Origin of the sequence: Shimia sp., from assembly GCF_041624275.1 — a bacterium.
Classification (GTDB): Bacteria; Pseudomonadota; Alphaproteobacteria; order Rhodobacterales; family Rhodobacteraceae; genus Shimia.
In genome coordinates, this window is sequence record NZ_JBFJVE010000043.1 from 1 (window position 1) to 16,733 (window position 16,733).

General features: G+C 65.3%; 15 protein-coding genes. 9 read left to right on the forward strand and 6 right to left on the reverse strand.

Annotated elements, in window-relative coordinates; translation table 11 throughout:
• Positions 1 to 2,086: DNA mismatch repair protein MutS (mutS, locus tag ABZD10_RS05350; protein ID WP_372885121.1), on the reverse strand; the 2,086-nt coding region annotated here is incomplete at its 3' end.
• Between the two features lie 162 nt (positions 2,087 to 2,248).
• Between mutS and ABZD10_RS05355 the strand changes: the two genes are divergently transcribed.
• On the forward strand, positions 2,249 to 4,504 hold the full coding sequence (locus tag ABZD10_RS05355; RefSeq protein ID WP_372885108.1) for an NADP-dependent malic enzyme: 2,256 nt from the start codon (positions 2,249 to 2,251) through the stop codon (positions 4,502 to 4,504).
• A 72-nt stretch (positions 4,505 to 4,576) separates the two neighbouring features.
• The gene (locus tag ABZD10_RS05360; RefSeq protein WP_372885109.1) at positions 4,577 to 5,452 is read left to right on the forward strand and encodes a ribokinase; all 876 of its coding nucleotides are present in this window, start codon (positions 4,577 to 4,579) and stop codon (positions 5,450 to 5,452) included.
• 117 nt (positions 5,453 to 5,569) lie between these two features.
• On the opposite strand, the gene msrA is transcribed toward ABZD10_RS05360, so the two are convergent.
• Complete coding sequence (gene msrA / locus ABZD10_RS05365; RefSeq protein ID WP_372885110.1) at positions 5,570 to 6,226, reverse strand: peptide-methionine (S)-S-oxide reductase MsrA; 657 nt, start codon at positions 6,224 to 6,226, stop codon at positions 5,570 to 5,572.
• A gap of 156 nt (positions 6,227 to 6,382) precedes the next feature.
• On the opposite strand from msrA, the gene ABZD10_RS05370 reads away from it, so the two are divergent.
• Both ABZD10_RS05370 and ABZD10_RS05375 read left to right on the forward strand, forming a co-directional pair.
• Positions 6,383 to 7,294, forward strand: a complete 912-nt coding sequence (locus ABZD10_RS05370) for a D-amino acid aminotransferase (RefSeq protein ID WP_372885111.1) — start codon at positions 6,383 to 6,385, stop codon at positions 7,292 to 7,294.
• Positions 7,295 to 7,348: 54 nt separating this feature from the next.
• Positions 7,349 to 8,047, forward strand: a complete 699-nt coding sequence (locus ABZD10_RS05375) for an HAD family hydrolase (protein ID WP_372885112.1) — start codon at positions 7,349 to 7,351, stop codon at positions 8,045 to 8,047.
• Positions 8,048 to 8,126: 79 nt separating this feature from the next.
• Here the strand turns inward: ABZD10_RS05375 and ABZD10_RS05380 are convergent, their stop codons facing one another.
• From ABZD10_RS05380 to ABZD10_RS05390, 3 genes are all read right to left on the reverse strand, one after another.
• Positions 8,127 to 8,408: an SCP2 sterol-binding domain-containing protein gene (locus ABZD10_RS05380; protein WP_372885113.1), complete on the reverse strand. Its 282-nt coding sequence runs from the start codon at positions 8,406 to 8,408 to the stop codon at positions 8,127 to 8,129.
• 88 nt (positions 8,409 to 8,496) lie between these two features.
• A complete protein-coding gene (locus ABZD10_RS05385) occupies positions 8,497 to 9,723 on the reverse strand; it encodes an argininosuccinate synthase (RefSeq protein ID WP_372885114.1) in 1,227 nt (408 codons plus the stop codon).
• 168 nt (positions 9,724 to 9,891) lie between these two features.
• Entirely contained in the window at positions 9,892 to 10,224 is a 333-nt protein-coding gene (locus ABZD10_RS05390) for an Hpt domain-containing protein (protein ID WP_372885115.1), read from the reverse strand.
• A gap of 223 nt (positions 10,225 to 10,447) precedes the next feature.
• Between ABZD10_RS05390 and ABZD10_RS05395 the strand changes: the two genes are divergently transcribed.
• Positions 10,448 to 11,650: a PP2C family protein-serine/threonine phosphatase gene (locus tag ABZD10_RS05395; protein WP_372885116.1), complete on the forward strand. Its 1,203-nt coding sequence runs from the start codon at positions 10,448 to 10,450 to the stop codon at positions 11,648 to 11,650.
• Here ABZD10_RS05395 and ABZD10_RS05400 read toward each other — a convergent pair.
• Complete coding sequence (locus ABZD10_RS05400; RefSeq protein ID WP_372885117.1) at positions 11,593 to 12,087, reverse strand: NUDIX domain-containing protein; 495 nt, start codon at positions 12,085 to 12,087, stop codon at positions 11,593 to 11,595. The genes ABZD10_RS05395 and ABZD10_RS05400 overlap by 58 nt on opposite strands.
• A 75-nt stretch (positions 12,088 to 12,162) precedes the next feature.
• On the opposite strand from ABZD10_RS05400, the gene ABZD10_RS05405 reads away from it, so the two are divergent.
• The 4 genes from ABZD10_RS05405 (at position 12,163) to ABZD10_RS05420 (ending at position 16,390) form a co-directional block, all read left to right on the forward strand.
• Positions 12,163 to 13,155 carry an Hsp33 family molecular chaperone HslO gene (locus tag ABZD10_RS05405; RefSeq protein WP_372885118.1) on the forward strand — a complete coding sequence of 331 codons (993 nt, stop codon included), beginning with the start codon at positions 12,163 to 12,165 and terminating at the stop codon, positions 13,153 to 13,155.
• Complete coding sequence (locus tag ABZD10_RS05410) at positions 13,148 to 13,744, forward strand: CoA pyrophosphatase (RefSeq protein WP_372885119.1); 597 nt, start codon at positions 13,148 to 13,150, stop codon at positions 13,742 to 13,744. Before ABZD10_RS05405 ends, ABZD10_RS05410 begins: the two co-directional genes overlap by 8 nt.
• A complete protein-coding gene (locus tag ABZD10_RS05415; RefSeq protein ID WP_372885122.1) occupies positions 13,744 to 14,901 on the forward strand; it encodes a CCA tRNA nucleotidyltransferase in 1,158 nt (385 codons plus the stop codon). Before ABZD10_RS05410 ends, ABZD10_RS05415 begins: the two co-directional genes overlap by 1 nt.
• A gap of 433 nt (positions 14,902 to 15,334) precedes the next feature.
• Positions 15,335 to 16,390 carry a glycosyltransferase gene (locus ABZD10_RS05420; RefSeq protein WP_372885120.1) on the forward strand — a complete coding sequence of 352 codons (1,056 nt, stop codon included), beginning with the start codon at positions 15,335 to 15,337 and terminating at the stop codon, positions 16,388 to 16,390.
• Positions 16,391 to 16,733: the final 343 nt, after the last annotated feature.

A 16,733-nucleotide genomic window follows, 5' to 3' on the forward strand; every position in this document is an offset into this window, starting at 1 on the left:
CCCGGTCGTCGGCCTGATTGAGGATGGCGGCGGTTTCCACCATCTCGACCATGAAGGTCGAGCGCCCCCGCGCAAGGTCATCCGAGGCACCGACACGGCTGAACAGCTGGCTGATCAGCCCGATCCGGGCGCGTGTGGCGGGCACGAAACTGCCCATCTGCGCCAAGAGCGCGATCAGCGCGTTCTGCCGCAGGAAAGTCGATTTACCGGCCATGTTGGGGCCGGTCAGCAACCATATACTGGCCGCGCCGCCACCGGAAAGATCGCAGTCATTGGCGATGAACGGCTCGCCGGATTTGCGCAGCGCCGCCTCGACCACCGGATGGCGCCCGCCCTCGATGTCGAAATCCCGGCTGTCGTTGACCTCGGGCCGGCACCAGTCTTCCTCCTGTGCCAGGAGCGCCAGCGCCGCCGCCAGATCCATCTCGGCCAGGCCGCGCGCGGTCTGCGCCAGCTCGGCCGACCGCGCCAGAATGGCGGTTTTCAGGCTGTCATAGAGACGCTTTTCGATCTCCAGCGCCCGATTGCCGGCGTTCAGGATCTTGGTTTCCATCTCGCTCAGCTCGACGGTGGTAAAGCGCAGCTGATTGGCGGTGGTCTGGCGGTGAATGAAAGTCTCGGACAGAGGCGGCGACATCATCGCGTCAGCATGTTTTGCCGTGGTCTCAACGAAATAGCCCAGCACGTTGTTGTGCTTGATCTTCAGCGATTGGATGCCGGTGATCTCGACATATCGCGCCTGCATGCCGGCGATCACGCTGCGCCCCTCGTCGCGCAGCCGGCGGCTTTCGTCCAGCTCGTCGTCATGGCCCGGCGCGATGAAACCACCGTCCCGCACTAGCAGGGGCGGGTCGGCCACAAGGGCCTGATCCAAGAGGTCAAGCAGGGCATCATGCCCGCCCAGCGCCTCGCGCGCCTCGTTCAGGGCCGCCGGCAACCCCCCGGCGTAATCCGCGCCGGCCAGATCCAGCGCCTGACCCAGCGCATTGCGGATCGCCGCCAGGTCGCGCGGCCCGCCGCGATCCAGCGAAAGGCGCGACAGGGCGCGGTCGATGTCGGGCACCCTGCGCAGGGCCGCGCGCACCCTGTCGGCGACTCGGCTCTCGGCAAAGAAATAGCTCACCGCATCCAACCGCTCGGTCACCCTCTGCACATGCAGCGAGGGCGACGACAGGCGGCGCTCCAGAAGCCGCGCGCCCCCGGCGGTCAGCGTGCGGTCAATCGTCGCGAGAAGCGAGCCCGCCCGCCCCCCCGCCAGCGCCGTCGTCAGCTCGAGATTGCGCCGGGTCGCGGCGTCGATCTGCATCACCGCCGCCGTCGCCTCGCGCTGGGGCGGGCGCAGCAGGGGCAGTTTTCCCTTCTGGGTCAGCTCCAGATAATCGACGATGGCGCCCAAAGCGCCGACCTCGGGCCGGGTGAAATTGCCAAAAGCGGCCAGCGAGTTGGTCTTGAACAGCCCCGCAACGCGCTTTTCGGCAGCGCTTGAATCGAAGGCTCCGCGCGACAGCGGCGTCATCGGCACGCCCATGTCGCGCGCCACCTCGTCAAGCACGGTCTCGGCGCCCTCGGCCACCAGCAGTTCCGAGGGTGCCAGCCGCGCCAGCTCGGGCCCCAATCGCACGGCCGCCAACGGCATCACATGCAGCGCGCCGGTGGAAATATCCGCCCATGCCAGCGCCGCCTCGTCCCTAACCTGCGCAAAAGCCGCCAGAAAATTGTGCCGCCGCGCATCCAGGAGCGAATCCTCGGTCAGGGTGCCGGGGGTCACCAGCCGCACCACCTCGCGCCGCACCACCGCCTTGTAGCCGCGTTTCTTGGCCTCGGCCGGGCTTTCCATCTGTTCGCAGACCGCGACCCGGAACCCCTTGCGGATCAGGGTCAGGAAATAGCCTTCGGCGGCATGATGCGGCACCCCGCACATTGGGATTTCCTCGCCGCCGTGCTTGCCGCGCTTGGTCAGCGCGATGTCCAGCGCCCCAGCCGCCGCCACCGCGTCGTCAAAGAACATCTCGTAGAAATCGCCCATGCGGTAGAACAGCAGCGCATCCGGGTGCTCGGCCTTGATCTCGAGGTATTGCGCCATCATCGGCGTGACGGCTGGCTTGGCTGCGTTCACGTGTCGAACCCCCCTGGTCTGGCCCCAAGACTTAGCAAAACCCGATCCGGGGGCGAAAGGCGAAAGTGCTTTTGGTTGAGAGATGGCCCCCCTTGAGTTAAGAGGCCCCCAAGGCATCCGGAGAAAGAAAACATGACCAAGACCAAAGTCACCGCGGAAGAGGCGCTCGCCTTCCACCTCGAACCGACCCCGGGCAAGTTCGAGATCAAGGCCACGGTGCCGATGACCACCCAGCGCGACCTGTCGCTGGCCTATTCCCCCGGCGTTGCCGTGCCCTGCGAAGCGATCGCGGCCGACCCTGCGACCGCCTATGACTACACCAACAAGGGCAACCTCGTGGCGGTGATTTCCAACGGCACGGCGGTTCTTGGCCTCGGCAATCTCGGCGCGCTCGGCTCCAAGCCGGTGATGGAAGGCAAAGCGGTCCTGTTCAAGCGTTTCGCCGACGTCAACTCGATCGACATCGAGCTCGACACCGAGGACCCGGAGGCCTTCTGCCAGGCAGTGCGGCTGATGGGGCCGACCTTCGGCGGCATCAACCTCGAGGACATCAAGGCGCCCGAGTGCTTCATCATCGAGCAGCGCCTGAAAGAAGAGATGGACATCCCGGTCTTTCACGACGACCAGCACGGCACCGCCGTGATCTGCGCCGCCGGTCTGATCAACGCGCTGCATATCTCGGGCAAGAAGATCGAGGACGTGAAGATCGTGCTCAACGGCGCCGGCGCGGCCGGCATCGCCTGTATCGAGCTGCTGAAATCCATGGGCGCCAAGCATGAAAACTGCATCGTCTGCGACACCAAGGGCGTCATCTACCAGGGCCGCACGACCGGCATGAACCAGTGGAAATCGGCCCATGCGATCAAGACCGACCTGCGCACGCTCGACGAGGCGATGAAGGGCGCCGACGTCTTTCTTGGCGTCTCGGTCAAGGGGGCCGTCACCGCGCAGATGGTCGAGGACATGGCCGACGATCCGGTGATCTTCGCCATGGCCAACCCCGACCCGGAAATCACCCCGGAAGAGGCCCATGCCGTGCGTGCCGACGCCATTGTCGCCACCGGCCGCTCGGATTACCCGAACCAGGTCAACAACGTGCTGGGCTTTCCCTATCTGTTCCGCGGCGCGCTCGACATCCACGCCCGCGCCATCAACGACGAGATGAAGATCGCCTGCGCCGAGGCGCTGGCCGAACTGGCCCGCGAAGACGTGCCGGACGAGGTCGCCATGGCCTATGGCCGCAAGCTGTCCTTCGGCCGCGACTATATCATCCCGACCCCGTTCGACCCGCGCCTGATCCACCGCATTCCGCCCGCCGTGGCGCGCGCCGGCATGGACACCGGCGTCGCGCGGCGCCCGATCATCGACATGACGGGCTACGAGGAAAACCTCAAGTCGCGCATGGACCCGACCGCCTCGATCCTGCGCAGCCTCAACGCCCGCGCCCGCAACGCCCAGGCACGGATGATCTTTGCCGAAGGCGACGATCCGCGGGTGCTGCGCGCCGCCGTCACCTACCAGCGCTCGGGCTTCGGCAAGGCGCTGGTGGTCGGCCGCGAAGACGACGTCAAGGCCAAGCTCGAGGCCGCCGGCCTTGGCGACGCGGTCCGCGAGATCGAAGTGGTCAACGCCAAGAACACCCGCTATCTCGAGACCTATACCGATTTCCTCTACAACCGCCTGCAACGGCGCGGCTTTGACCGGCACGACGTCTTCCGCCTTGCCTCGCGCGACCGCCACGTGTTCTCGGCGCTGATGCTGAAACACGGCCATGGCGACGCGCTGGTCACCGGCGCCACCCGCAAATCGGCGCATGTGCTGGAACTGGTCAACCACGTGATCGACGCCAGCACCGAGAACGGCGCCGTCGGCGTCACCGCGCTGCTGCACAACGGCCGCATCGTGCTGGTGGCCGACACGCTGGTCCATGAATGGCCGAACGAGACCGACCTTGCCAATATCGCCGAGCGCGCCGCCGGTGTCGCCCGCCACATGGGGCTCGATCCACGGGTCGCCTTCGTCAGCTTCTCGACCTTCGGCTACCCGGTCTCGGAACGGGCCGAAAAGATGCATCTGGCGCCCAAGGTCCTTGACCGGCGGGGGGTCGATTTCGAATACGAGGGCGAAATGACCGTCGACGTGGCGCTCAACACCAGGACGCAGGACAACTACCCGTTCCAGCGTCTCACCGGCCCGGCCAATATCCTGGTGGTGCCGGCGCGGCACTCGGCCTCGATCTCGACCAAGCTGCTGCAGGAAATGGCCGGCGCCACGGTGATCGGCCCGATCCTGTCCGGCGTCGATCACTCGATCCAGATCTGCTCCACCGGCTCCACCGCCAACGACATCCTCAACATGGCGATCATGGCCGCCTGCAAGGTCGGCTGACCGCATCATGGCTTGATGTTTCGCGCAGGTCGGGCATGCTTGCCCGACCTGTTTTCTTGCCCGAGCACCGCCATGCCGATCTACAATCTTGGCTCGATCAATGCCGATCACTTCTACCGCGTGCCGCATCTGCCGCGCCCCGGAGAAACCCTTGCCGCCACCTCGCTGCTGCGTGGCCTCGGCGGCAAGGGCACCAATATGTCGGTGGCCGCCGCCCGCGCCGCGGCGCAGGTCCTGCATATCGGCGCGGTGGGGCGCGATGGCGGCTGGGCCCGCGACCGGCTGCTCGAATACGGCGTCGACACGCGCCATGTCGTCACCCTCGATGCAACCCCGACCGGCCATGCGGTGATCCAGGTCGACGATCACGGCGAAAACGCCATCCTGCTGTTTCCCGGCGCCAATCACGCCATCAGCGAGGCGGCGATCGGCACCGCCCTGGCCGAGGCCTCGCCAGGCGACACCCTGCTGATGCAGAACGAAACCAACAACCAGCTCTTTGCCGCCCGCACCGCGCGCAGCCTCGACCTCACCGTCGCCTATGCCGCCGCCCCCTTCGAGATCACCGCCCTGCACGGGCTTCTGCCGCTGGTCGACATCCTGTTCCTCAACGCCGTCGAGGCGGGGCAGTTCGAACAGGCGACCGGCCAGTCACCGGCCGGTCTGCCCGGCAAGCGGGTGATCGTCACCCGCGGCAGCCAGGGCAGCACGCTGTTCGACAACATCACCGGCGAAACCCGGCATTTCCCGGCCCTGCCGGTGACCCCGGTCGACACCACCGGCGCCGGAGACACTTTCACCGGCTATGCGCTGGCCGCGCTGGATCGCGGCCTGCCGATGCCGCAGGCCATCGCCCTGGCGACCCGCGCCGCCGCCCTGATGGTCACCCGCCACGGCACCGCCGACGTGATTCCCGACCTCAAGGAGGTGCAGGAGGCGCGTTTCTGACCACGCCCGCTCACCGCTTTCTCTTGCCTGAAATATCCTGGGGTGAGGGGGGCGGGCCCGCCCGCCGCCCGAGGGGCAAGGCCCCTGACACCCCTCCGGCCAGACCCGGGGATGAAATCAATGCGCGAAGGGCGCCGCCGCCCCCCACAGCCGCCTGACGACCGCGTCGCGCCGGCAGGCCTCGCGATAGCGCTTGTAGGCCTCTGATTGGCGCTTGGGGCCAAAGCGGGTCAGCACCAGCTTGTCGCCCTTGTAATAGTCCTGATGATAGCTTTCCGCCTTGTAGAACCGCGCCGCCGGCAGGATCGGCGTCACCAGCCGGCGCCCGAGATCCGCCTCGGCCTCGGCCTTGGCGGCTTCGGCCGCCGCCCTTTGCGCCTGATCCGAAGCGAAAATCGCCGTGCGATAGCTTTCACCACGATCGCAGAACTGGCCCCCGGCATCGGTCGGGTCCACCGAGCGGAAGAACAGGTAGAGCAGCCGCTCGGTGCTGACCACCTTCGGATCGAAGGTGATCTTCACCGCCTCGTAATGGCCGGTGCCGCCGCGCGACACCTGCTTGTAGCTGGGGTTCTTCGCGTGCCCGCCGGTATAGCCCGAGACCGCCGATTTGACGCCGGCGACGCTTTCGAAATCGCTTTCCACGCACCAGAAACAGCCCCCCGCCACCACCAGCGTGTCGCTGGCCGCCTCGGCGCGCAGCCCCTGGGCGACCACGCCCAGCGCGATCAGCACCCCCAGCAGAACCGGCTTGGTCTTGATGAACAACCGCATGATCCGAGCCTCCAAATCCAGTCTCCGCCCCAGCCTCTCGCGCAATGGCGCGTGGGACAATGCCCTGCAATCGGATGTCACGGCTTGGTGAGCATAATTTACCTCTTGGCGCGGCGCGATCCGCCGACTAGCGTCGCCCGAAACAGGGGAGCCGCCATGACCGATCACGTCACCACCCACCAGGCCGAGGAAGACGCGCGCAACGAAGATATTCTGATCTGGCTGAACGGCCGCCCGGTGCCGAAAGCCGAAGCCATGGTCAGCGTCTATGACAGCGGCTTCATGCTTGGGGACGGCGTCTGGGAAGGTTTGCGGCTCTATGACGGTCACTGGGCCTTTCTCGGCGAACATATGGACCGGCTGTTCGAAGCCGCCAAGGCCATCGACCTTGATATCGGCATGGACAGGGCGCAGATGATCGCCGCGCTGGAAGAGACCCGCGCCGCCAACGGTATGACCAGCGACGCCCATGCCCGGCTGATGGTCACCCGCGGCGTGAAATCGCGGCCCTTCCAGCACCCCGGCCTCAGCCGGCAGGGCCCCACCGTGACCATCATCATGGAGCATTCCAGACCTTCGCTGCCGCGCCCGATCCGGCTGGCCACGGTGCCGCATATCCGCGGCCTGCCGATGAGTCAGGACCCCAAGCTGAATTCCCACTCCAAGCTGAACTGCATCCTGGCCTGTATCGCCGCCGAGAAAGCCGGCGCGGATGAGGCGCTGATGCTGGATGTGAACGGCTTCGTGAACACCACCAACGCCTGCAACTTCTTCATCGTGCGCAGGGGCGCGGTTTGGACCTCGACCGGCGATTACTGCATGAACGGCATCACACGGGCCAAGGTGATCGACGTCTGCCGCGCCGATGGCATCCCGGTTTACGAGCGCAACTATTCACTGGTCGACACCTATGGCGCCGACGAGGCCTTTCTGACCGGCACCTTCGGCGCCCAGACCCCGGTGGGCGAAATCGACGGCCGCCGGATCGGCGCGGGCGAGATGGGCCCGATGACAAGGCGCATCCGCGCGCTTTACAAGGACCTGGTGGCGGCAGATGCGGCGCGCTGACATCACCTTGATATCGACACCATCCCGACAGGATACCCAACGGAGAATTGGCCGATGAAGATCGCCATGTGGAGCGGCCCCCGCAATCTTTCGACCGCGATGATGTATGCCTTTGGCAACCGCGCCGACTGCGCCGTGGTGGATGAGCCCTTTTATGCCTCCTACCTTGCCGAGACCGGCCTCGATCACCCGATGCGGGCCGAGATCATGGCCAGCCAGCCGCAGGAGCCCGCAGAGGTGGTGGCGGGCCTCATGGGGCCCAATCCGAACGGAAAACCGCATTATTATCAGAAACATATGACCCAGCACATGATTTCTGGCGTGCCCCGCGACTGGATGCGCGACATGGTCAATGTGTTCCTGATCCGCCACCCGGCGCGGGTGATTGCCAGCTATGGCATCAAGCGCGAGAACCCGACCCTTGATGACATCGGCTTCTGGCAGCAGGCCGAACTGTTCGACGCGGTCGGCGGTGTGGTGATCGACAGCCACGACATTCGCGAGGACCCGGAAAAGATGCTGCGCCGGCTCTGTGATGCCATCGGGTTGAATTGGGACCCGGCCATGCTGTCCTGGCCCCAAGGTGGCCACAAGGATGACGGCGTCTGGGCGCGGCACTGGTATGGGGCTGTGTGGACCTCGACCGGTTTCGCCGGGGCCGAAGGACCCTTGCCCGAGGTGCCGGAACACCTGCGGGGGGTTCTGGAGGCGGCGATGCCGTTTTACGAGCGGATGCGCGACGCAAAGATCTGAGCGGTCAGGGGCTTTGCCCCTCGGTTGGCGTGCCGTGGCTCGCCATCCTCACCCCAGGATATTTTGGGCAAGAGAAAGATCAGGCCAGCAGTTTGCCAAGCCTCATCGCCACGCCCATGTCGCCCGAGACCTTCAGCTTGCCCATCATCACCCCGGTCATCGGGTTCAGCTTGCCGGTCAGGAGCTTGACCAGATTGTCGGCCGAAAGGCGGATGGTGCAATCGGTCTCCTGATCTTCGCCCGAGGCGCTGCCATCGCGCAGCACGATCACCCCGTCCTCGCCGCAGTCGAATTTAAGCGAGCCCTCGAAGCTCTTGCTTTGCAGCTCTTTCTGCATGCGGTCGATGATCTGTTGCAGCATGTGGTGGCCCTCAAATGAATACGCCCCCCAATGGCTAGGGGGGCGTGAATTGCAAAGCAATGCTGACGTTGCAGGAGGCAGCCTCGCCTTATTTGCCGACCCGCTTGTTGCGCAGGGCGATCAGCTTCAGGCGCAGGGCGTTGAGCTGAATGAAGCCGGCGGCGTCGGTCTGGTCATAGGCGCCCATGTCTTCTTCAAAGGTCACATGCTCTTCGGAATAGAGCGAGTGATCCGACCAGCGGCCGACCACGCGGGCGAGACCCTTGTAAAGCTTCATGCGCACGGTGCCGGTGACATGGTCCTGGCTGGCGTCGATGGCGGCCTGCAGCATCTCGCGTTCGGGGCTGTACCAGTAGCCGTTGTAGATCAGCTCGGCGTATTTCGGCATCAGCTCGTCTTTGAGATGCATGGCGCCGCGGTCCATGGTGATCGATTCGATGCCGCGGTGGGCGTCGATCAGGATGGTGCCGCCGGGGGTCTCGTAGATGCCGCGCGACTTCATGCCGACATAGCGCCCCTCGACCAGGTCGAGACGGCCGATGCCGTGCTTGCGGCCATATTCGTTGAGCTCGGTAAGGATGGTCGCAGGCGACATTTTCTCGCCGTTGATGGCGACCGGATCGCCCTTTTCGAACTCGATCTCGATGAATTCCGGCGTGTCCGGCGCATCCTCGGGGTGCACGGTGCGCTGATAGACGTAATCGGGCGCGTCCTCGGCCGGGTCTTCCAGCACCTTGCCTTCGGACGAGGTGTGCAACAGGTTGGCATCGACCGAGAAGGGCGCTTCGCCGCGCTTGTCCTTGGCAACCGGGATCTGGTGGGCCTCGGCAAACTCCAAGAGCCGGGTGCGCGAGCTGAGATCCCATTCGCGCCAGGGGGCGATGACCTTGATGTCGGGGTTCAGCGCATAGGCGGCCAGCTCGAACCGCACCTGGTCATTGCCCTTGCCGGTGGCGCCGTGGCTGACCGCGTCGGCGTTATGCTCGGCGGCGATCTCGACCAGGCGTTTGGAGATCAGCGGGCGGGCGATCGAGGTGCCCAGCAGGGAGAGACCCTCGTACTGCGCGTTGGCGCGGAACATCGGGAAGACGAAATCGCGCACGAATTCCTCGCGCAGGTCCTCGATATGGATGTTCTCCGGCTTGATGCCCAGCATCTCGGCCTTCTTGCGGGCGGGCTCCAGCTCTTCGCCCTGACCGAGATCGGCGGTGAAGGTGATGACCTCGCAGCCATATTCGGTTTGCAGCCATTTCAGGATGATCGATGTATCGAGACCACCGGAATAGGCCAGGACAACTTTCTTGGGCGCGGACATGTCGGATCCCTCTTAAACCTTTATCGCAGGCGCGATAGCGGGTTTTGCGGGACAGGGCAAGGTGTCCTGCGGGGGCGGCGGGCCCTGGCCGCGGAATATCACGCGGTTTGGCTGTCAAACGGCCCGGCGCGGCCCCTGCGCGAGCCAGCCTCACGAGCGGCACGGGCATCAGGCCGGAAAGCGGGCGCCGACCCCGTCGAGGAATGCCGTTCTGGAGCCATCGAAGCAGGTCAGGATCGCCGCGACATCCACAGTCTCGGCCGCGCCCCGGCCGGCGGCGCTTTCGCCCTGCTGGCAGAGATCGGCGAAGGCGAGGAACCCGAGGTTGAGCGCGCTGCCCTTCAGGAAATGCAGATCGTCGCCGAGAGTCCCGGGGTCGGGGCCGGCGCGCAGCCGCGCGATGGCATCGTCGACCTCGCTCAGAAACAGGTCGATGATCTCGTCAAAATCCTCTGCGCCGATTTCCTCGCGCAAGTCGGCCACCCGGCCCCAGTCTATCATGGCTGATCCCTCGTTCATCGCGGCGATACTGCCCGGCAGAGGTTAAGATTGTCTTCCGATCCGGCGATCCCCTCATTTTTAGCATTCAAGGCTTGTTAATGACCGGGGCGTAGAGCTGGGGCGGGTATGGAGTTGCACGGGTGTACGGAAGTTGGGTGTTGAGAAAACAGTTGCGCCGCCTCGGGCGCCGGCCCCGAAGGGCGCCATTCGCCGGGTGCTGGTGGTGGATGACAGCCGCTTGCAAAGGCGCATCGTCGGCAGTTCGCTGCTGCGCGAAGGCTATGAGGTCGTGGAGGCGGCCTCGGGCGCCGAGGCTTTGGAAATCTGCCGCACAGGCCCCCCGGACCTGATCCTGAGCGACCTGGTGATGCCCGGCATGGACGGGATCGCCTTTTGCCAGGCGTTTCGCGCCCTGCCAGGCGAGCGTTACGGGTATTTCATCCTGTTGACCTCGAAAAGCGACAAGGACGAACTGGTGCGCGGTCTCGAGGGCGGGGCGGACGATTTCCTTTCCAAGCCGGTCAATCCGCATGAGCTGCGCGCCCGCATCAGCGCCGGTGAGCGCATCCTGCGCATGCAGCGGGAACTGACCGAGAAGAACCACGTGATTTCCGAAACCCTGCAGGAATTGCAGCAGCTTTATGATTCGCTCGACCACGACCTTATCGAGGCCAAGAAGCTGCAACAATCCCTCGTCCGCGACAGGTTCAAGGATTTCGGGTCGGGCGCGGTGTCACTCGAGCTGCGCTCCAGCGGTCATGTCGGCGGCGATCTGGTCGGCCAGTACCGGATCGGCGAGACCCATGTCGGCTTTTACGCCATCGACGTTTCGGGGCACGGGATCAGCTCGGCACTGATGACCGCGCGGCTGGCGGGCTATCTGTCCTCGTCTTCCGCCGAACACAATGTCGCCCTGTGCGACCTGCCGGATGGCAGCCGGGGCTACCTGCCGCCGCATGAGGTGATCGGCGCCATGAACCGGATCGTGCTCGAGGAAATGGAAACCGAACTCTATTTCACGATGCTGATCGCCGTCGTCGACCTGCGGACGGGGCTGACCCAGATGGCCCAGGCCGGGCACCCGCACCCGGTGATCCTGCGCGCCGACGGGCGCATCGAGCAGGACGGACCGGGCGGGCTGCCGGTGGGGCTGATCGAGGGCGCCGACTTCCTGGCGTTCGAAACCCGGCTCGGGGTCGGCGACCGGCTGGTGATCCTGTCCGACGGGGTCACCGAATGTCCGGATGCACAGGACAGGATGCTCGGCGAAGAGGGGCTGGCCAGACTGCTGAGCTCGCTTGCGGGTCACAATGTGGAAACCATGCTCGAAGCCCTGATCTGGCGGCTCGCCGAATTCGCCGGCAGCGATCATTTCCCCGATGACGTGTCGGGAATTCTTTTCGAATTCCGGGGGGCGGTACCGTAGCCACGACAATGGCGCGCGGCAAAGAAGCGGTCGCCCGAGCTCGCCAGGCGCGCGATCGCTTCGCGGACCGGCAGCCAATGGGCGCTGTGCCCCGGTTCGCTTGGCGGGCCGTGCCGGCGCACCGGGCGGGCGGCATAGATGGCGCAGGTCTTCTCGGCCCAGAGATCATAGTCCGGCATATAGGCAAACCGCCGGTAGAGACCCAGCCGCACGGCGCCGGCAATGCTCCAGCCGGTTTCTTCACGCACTTCACGATAGAGCGCCCCGAGCGGCGATTCACCGGGGTCGATGCCGCCACCGGGAAGCTGGAATTCCGGGACCGGCCCGGCCTGAAAGGTGGTCAGCATCCGGTCGCCGCGAATCAGCACCGCATAGGCCCCCGGCCGCGGCCTGTAGATCCTGTCGGCATGCGGCGGGTCTCCAAATCGGCGGATCACGGGAACACTCTTTTTGTTGGGCTTGCTGCCCTTATATAGTCACGGTATGGCAAGGAAAGACCATTAGGAAAACGCATGACTCCTGTTGAAACAATCGCCTGGGACGACACGGTTCTGCCGTTCCAGCTGGACAAATCAGACATTCGCGGCCGGGTCGCGCGACTTGACGGCGTGCTTGACGGCGTTCTGAAACAGCACGCCTACCCGGCGACCGTCGAAGCCCTTGTCGCCGAGATGACCCTGCTGACGGCACTGATCGGGCAGACCATCAAACTGCGCTGGAAACTGTCGTTGCAGGTGCAGTCGAACGGCCCGGTGCGGATGATCGCCACCGATTATTACGGGCCCACGCAAGAGGGCGAACCGGCGCGCATCAGGGCCTATGCCAGCTTCGACGAAAGCCGGCTTACCGATGATGAGCCGTTCTCGCAGATCGGCAACGGCTATCTCGCGGTGATGATCGACCAGGGTGACGGCATGAAACCCTATCAGGGTATCACCGGGCTGGCCGGCGGTTCGCTCAAGGCCTGCGCCGAAGCCTATTTCGCCCAGTCCGAACAGCTTCCGACCCGGTTCGCCCTGCGGTTTGGCAAATCGACCGAACCCGGCGTCGCCGAGCATTGGCGGGCCGGCGGCATCATGCTGCAACATATGCCCAAGGCCTCGCCGCATGCCCCCGGCGGCAACGGCAACAACGAGAGCATCGCCCCCGAGGCCGGCCTCGCGCTGGGCGAAGAGGACAGCGAAAACTGGAACCGGGCCAATATCCTGCTCGACAGCGTCGAAGAGCTCGAGATGATCGGCCCTTCGGTGGCGCCGACCACGCTTTTGCTGCGCCTGTTTCACGAGGAGGCCCCGCGGGTTTTCGACGTGCAGGCGGTGACCTTCGGCTGCACCTGCTCCGAGGACCGCGTCCGCCAGAGCCTGTCGATCTATTCGGCCAAGGATATCCAGAAGATGACCACCCCCGAAGGGCGGGTCACGGCCGACTGCCAGTTCTGTAGCGCCCATTACGATCTTGATCCCGCAACGGTCGGCAAGGACGCGCCGGTTTCCGGCGGTGCCTGATCCGCTCGCCCCTCTTCTCGCCGCCCTGGCGCGCAGCGGCGCGGGCTCGTCCGATTTCGACCTCAACCCGGATGTGGTTCTGCCCAAGGGGCGCCGGCTGCGCCCCGCCGGCGTGCTGGTGCCCGTCGCCACCTGGTCGGGCAGGCCGCAGCTGCTGCTGACCAAGCGGGCCTCGCATCTCAAGCATCACCCGGGACAGATCGCCTTTCCCGGTGGCAAGCAGGATGAAGACGACGCCGATGCGGTGGCCGCCGCCCTGCGCGAGGCCGAAGAGGAAATCGGCCTGCCGACAGGCAATGTCGAGGTTCTCGGCACCCTGCCCCACCACGAGACCGTGACCGGCTTCACCGTGACCCCGGTGCTGGGCCGGGTGAAGGCGCCCTTCGACATCCGCCCCGAACCCGGCGAGGTGGACGAGGTCTTTTCCGTGCCGCTGGACCATGTGACGGACCCGCGGCGGTTCTCGGTGCAGTCGCGACTGTGGATGGGCCAGCGGCGGGCCTATTTCACCGTGCCCTTCGGCCCCTATTACATCTGGGGCGCAACGGCGCGCATTCTGCGTGGCCTTGCCGACAGGCTTGCAGGGTGATGCAGGTTTGTGGCAGCTGGCTGACCGCGCCGCGCACGCAGGCGGTCTGCGCGATGCTGACCGGGGCCGGGTACCGGGCGCTGTTCGTCGGCGGCTGCGTGCGCAATGCGTTGCTCGGGGTCGCGGTCAACGATCTCGACATCGCCACCGATGCCCGCCCCGAAACCGTGATGCAACTGGCCACCAGGGCCGGCTTCGCGGCCATTCCGACCGGAATCGACCACGGCACCATCACCGTGGTCGCCGAGCATGTGCCGCATGAGATCACGACCTTCCGCAAGGATGTGGCCACCGACGGGCGGCGCGCGGTGGTGGCCTTTTCCGACCATGTGGAAGACGACGCCGGGCGCCGCGATTTCACCATGAACGCGCTTTATGCCGAACCGGACGGCACCCTTGTCGATCCGCTGGGCGGTCTTGGCGACCTCAGGGCACGCCGGGTGCGTTTCATCGACGATGCCGGGGCCCGCATCCGCGAAGATTACCTGCGCATCCTGCGCTTCTTCCGTTTTCACGCCTGGTACGGCGACCCCAGGGCCGGCATGGACGCCGAGGCGCTGGCCGCCATCGCCGAGAACCTCTCGGGGCTGGCGGCCCTGTCGCGCGAGAGGGTCGGCGCCGAAACGATCAAGCTGCTGGCCGCCGCCGATCCGGCGCCCTCCGTCGCCGCAATGCGGGCCTGCGGCGCGCTGACTGCGCTGCTTCCCGGTGCCGACGACCGGGCGCTGGCGCCGCTTGTGCATCTGGAAACGGCCGCCGGCATTGGGGTCGACCCGATCCGCCGGCTTGCTGCTCTGGGCGGCGAAGATGCCGCGCGCCGCCTGCGCCTTTCAAGAAAACAGGCACGGCTTCTGGCATTGCTGCACGAGCAGATCGCAGGGTTGGCGGGGCCCGCCGAACTCGGCTATCGGCTGGGCTCGGAAACGGCATGGTCGGTGGCGCTTCTGCGCGCCGCTCTGCAGGCGGTCGCCCTTGATCCGGGGCTGGCCGGCGACATCGCCAGAGGCGCCGTTGCAGCCTTCCCGGTGCGCAGCACGGATCTCTCGCCGAAGTTGAGTGGTGCCGCTCTGGGTCGTGAACTGAAGCGGCTTGAAAAGCGCTGGATCAAATCCGGTTTCACGCTCGGTCGCGCCGAATTGCTGACACCCGAAAACTAAGGAATGGCCCGCAGCCGCAGCAAATCTTTTCGGGCAGGAGCCCCTGTGCGCCAAGCAGGCTTGGATCCAAGCAACCGCGCTGCCATCAATCCGGGCCTTCCTCGAACTCTCCATGCCCGAACTGGTCTGCGTTGCGGAACTGACACAAAAATTGTCATTATTCCGTACCCGCTTGAATTGTATGCAGTTTCGCGGGAAACCGACCTGGATAACGGCTTTTGACCCGCCGAAGGGCCGTTCCCGGCCTGTACGAATCATGAGAATCTTTGTATGAAACCATCGCAAAGAATTTTTTGGTTTTTGAATGCTTATCACGATAAATAGTCTAATTTTCCTCGCGGTGTTCGCCATTTCCTGGTCAGTCAACACCATAACCGTGATGTCTGGCCCTTGGATCTTGAAGAGATTTTCCCGCGGCGGAGACCATCTGGCCGTGCAAAGCGCGCATGTCAATCCGACCCCACGCCTTGGCGGCGTTGGCATCGTCCTTGCCGTCGTAACGGGCTTCGTGCTGCTCGGCGATCCTTCCGACAGCTTCTGGCTGGCGCTTCTGGTGTCGCTGGCACCGGTGTTCCTGGCGGGTCTGTTCGAGGATCTCGGCTTTTACATCTCGCCGCGGGGCCGTCTTCTGGCGGCGCTTGTCTCGGGTATCATCCTGCTGGCGACACAGCAGATCTGGATCACCGCGATCGGCGTTCCCGGTGTCGATGCGCTGTTCGCCTTTGCACCTTTTGCGATAGTGGTGACGCTGATCTGGTCGACTGGCATGTGCCATGCCTTCAACCTCATCGACGGTGTGAACGGCTTTGCCGGGGCCACCGGCGTGGTGATCGGCGCCGGCCTGGCGCTGGTGTCCTGGTGGGTGGGCGACACGCAGATGCTGGCCCTTTGCGGCACCGTGATCGCGGCCCTGATCGGCTTCCAGCTTCACAACTGGCCGAAGGGTCGGATCTTTCTTGGCGATGGCGGCGCCTATTCGGTCGGGCATCTTCTGGTCTGGCTGGGCATTGCGCTTGTGGCCCGCAACCCCGAGGTTGCCGGGATCTCGATCGCGCTGTTCTACTTCTGGCCGGTGGCCGATACGCTCTGGGCGATCTACCGCCGCCGGCGCAGCGGCCGCCGCACCGACCAGCCCGACCGCATGCATTTCCATCAGCTGGTGATGCGGACACTCGAGATCAAGTTCGGCCTGCGCGGCAAGCGGCACATCTCCAATTCCCTGACCTCCTTCGTTCTGACGCCCTTCGTCGGCGTTCCGATTGCCCTTGGCGTGCTGTTCTACCGCGCGCCGCTGCTTGGGCTGGCGGCAATGGTCGCGCTTTCCGTGGCTTTCGTGTTCATGTACCTGCGCATCGTCGGCCTTGTCAGCTATGGTCGCAAATCCGAGGAGGTCGCGCCCGAGATCGTCGAGGAGCCCCAGACAGTCGACGAACCGGAAATCGCCGCTGTGGTCGCCAAGGAAGACAGCCACCGCTACGCGGCCGAATAGGCCGGATAAGTCGGTTTCTCGGCCAGAGCACGCAAACCCACGTTTTTCAGGGGCACGACGGGGGGGACTCCGCCGGTCTATGCCCTGTCGGTGCGCAGAATCGCCGCTCTCTGCGGATCGCTGCGGACATCCTGACGCGCGACAGGCCCAATTGGCCGGGCCTCTTCCAGCATCCCCCAGGGCCGCCCGCCTGTACTGTGGCCACCCGATCCGCCCGGTCCTGTCATGTCGAAGAAACGGAATGGCGGGCCCGGTTTCCCTTTGGGCCCGCCATTGTCTGTGGGGGTCGCCGCCTGTCGGCCCCGGCGAAAGCCGGGGGCAGGATCAGCCTTCGGCGGCCAGC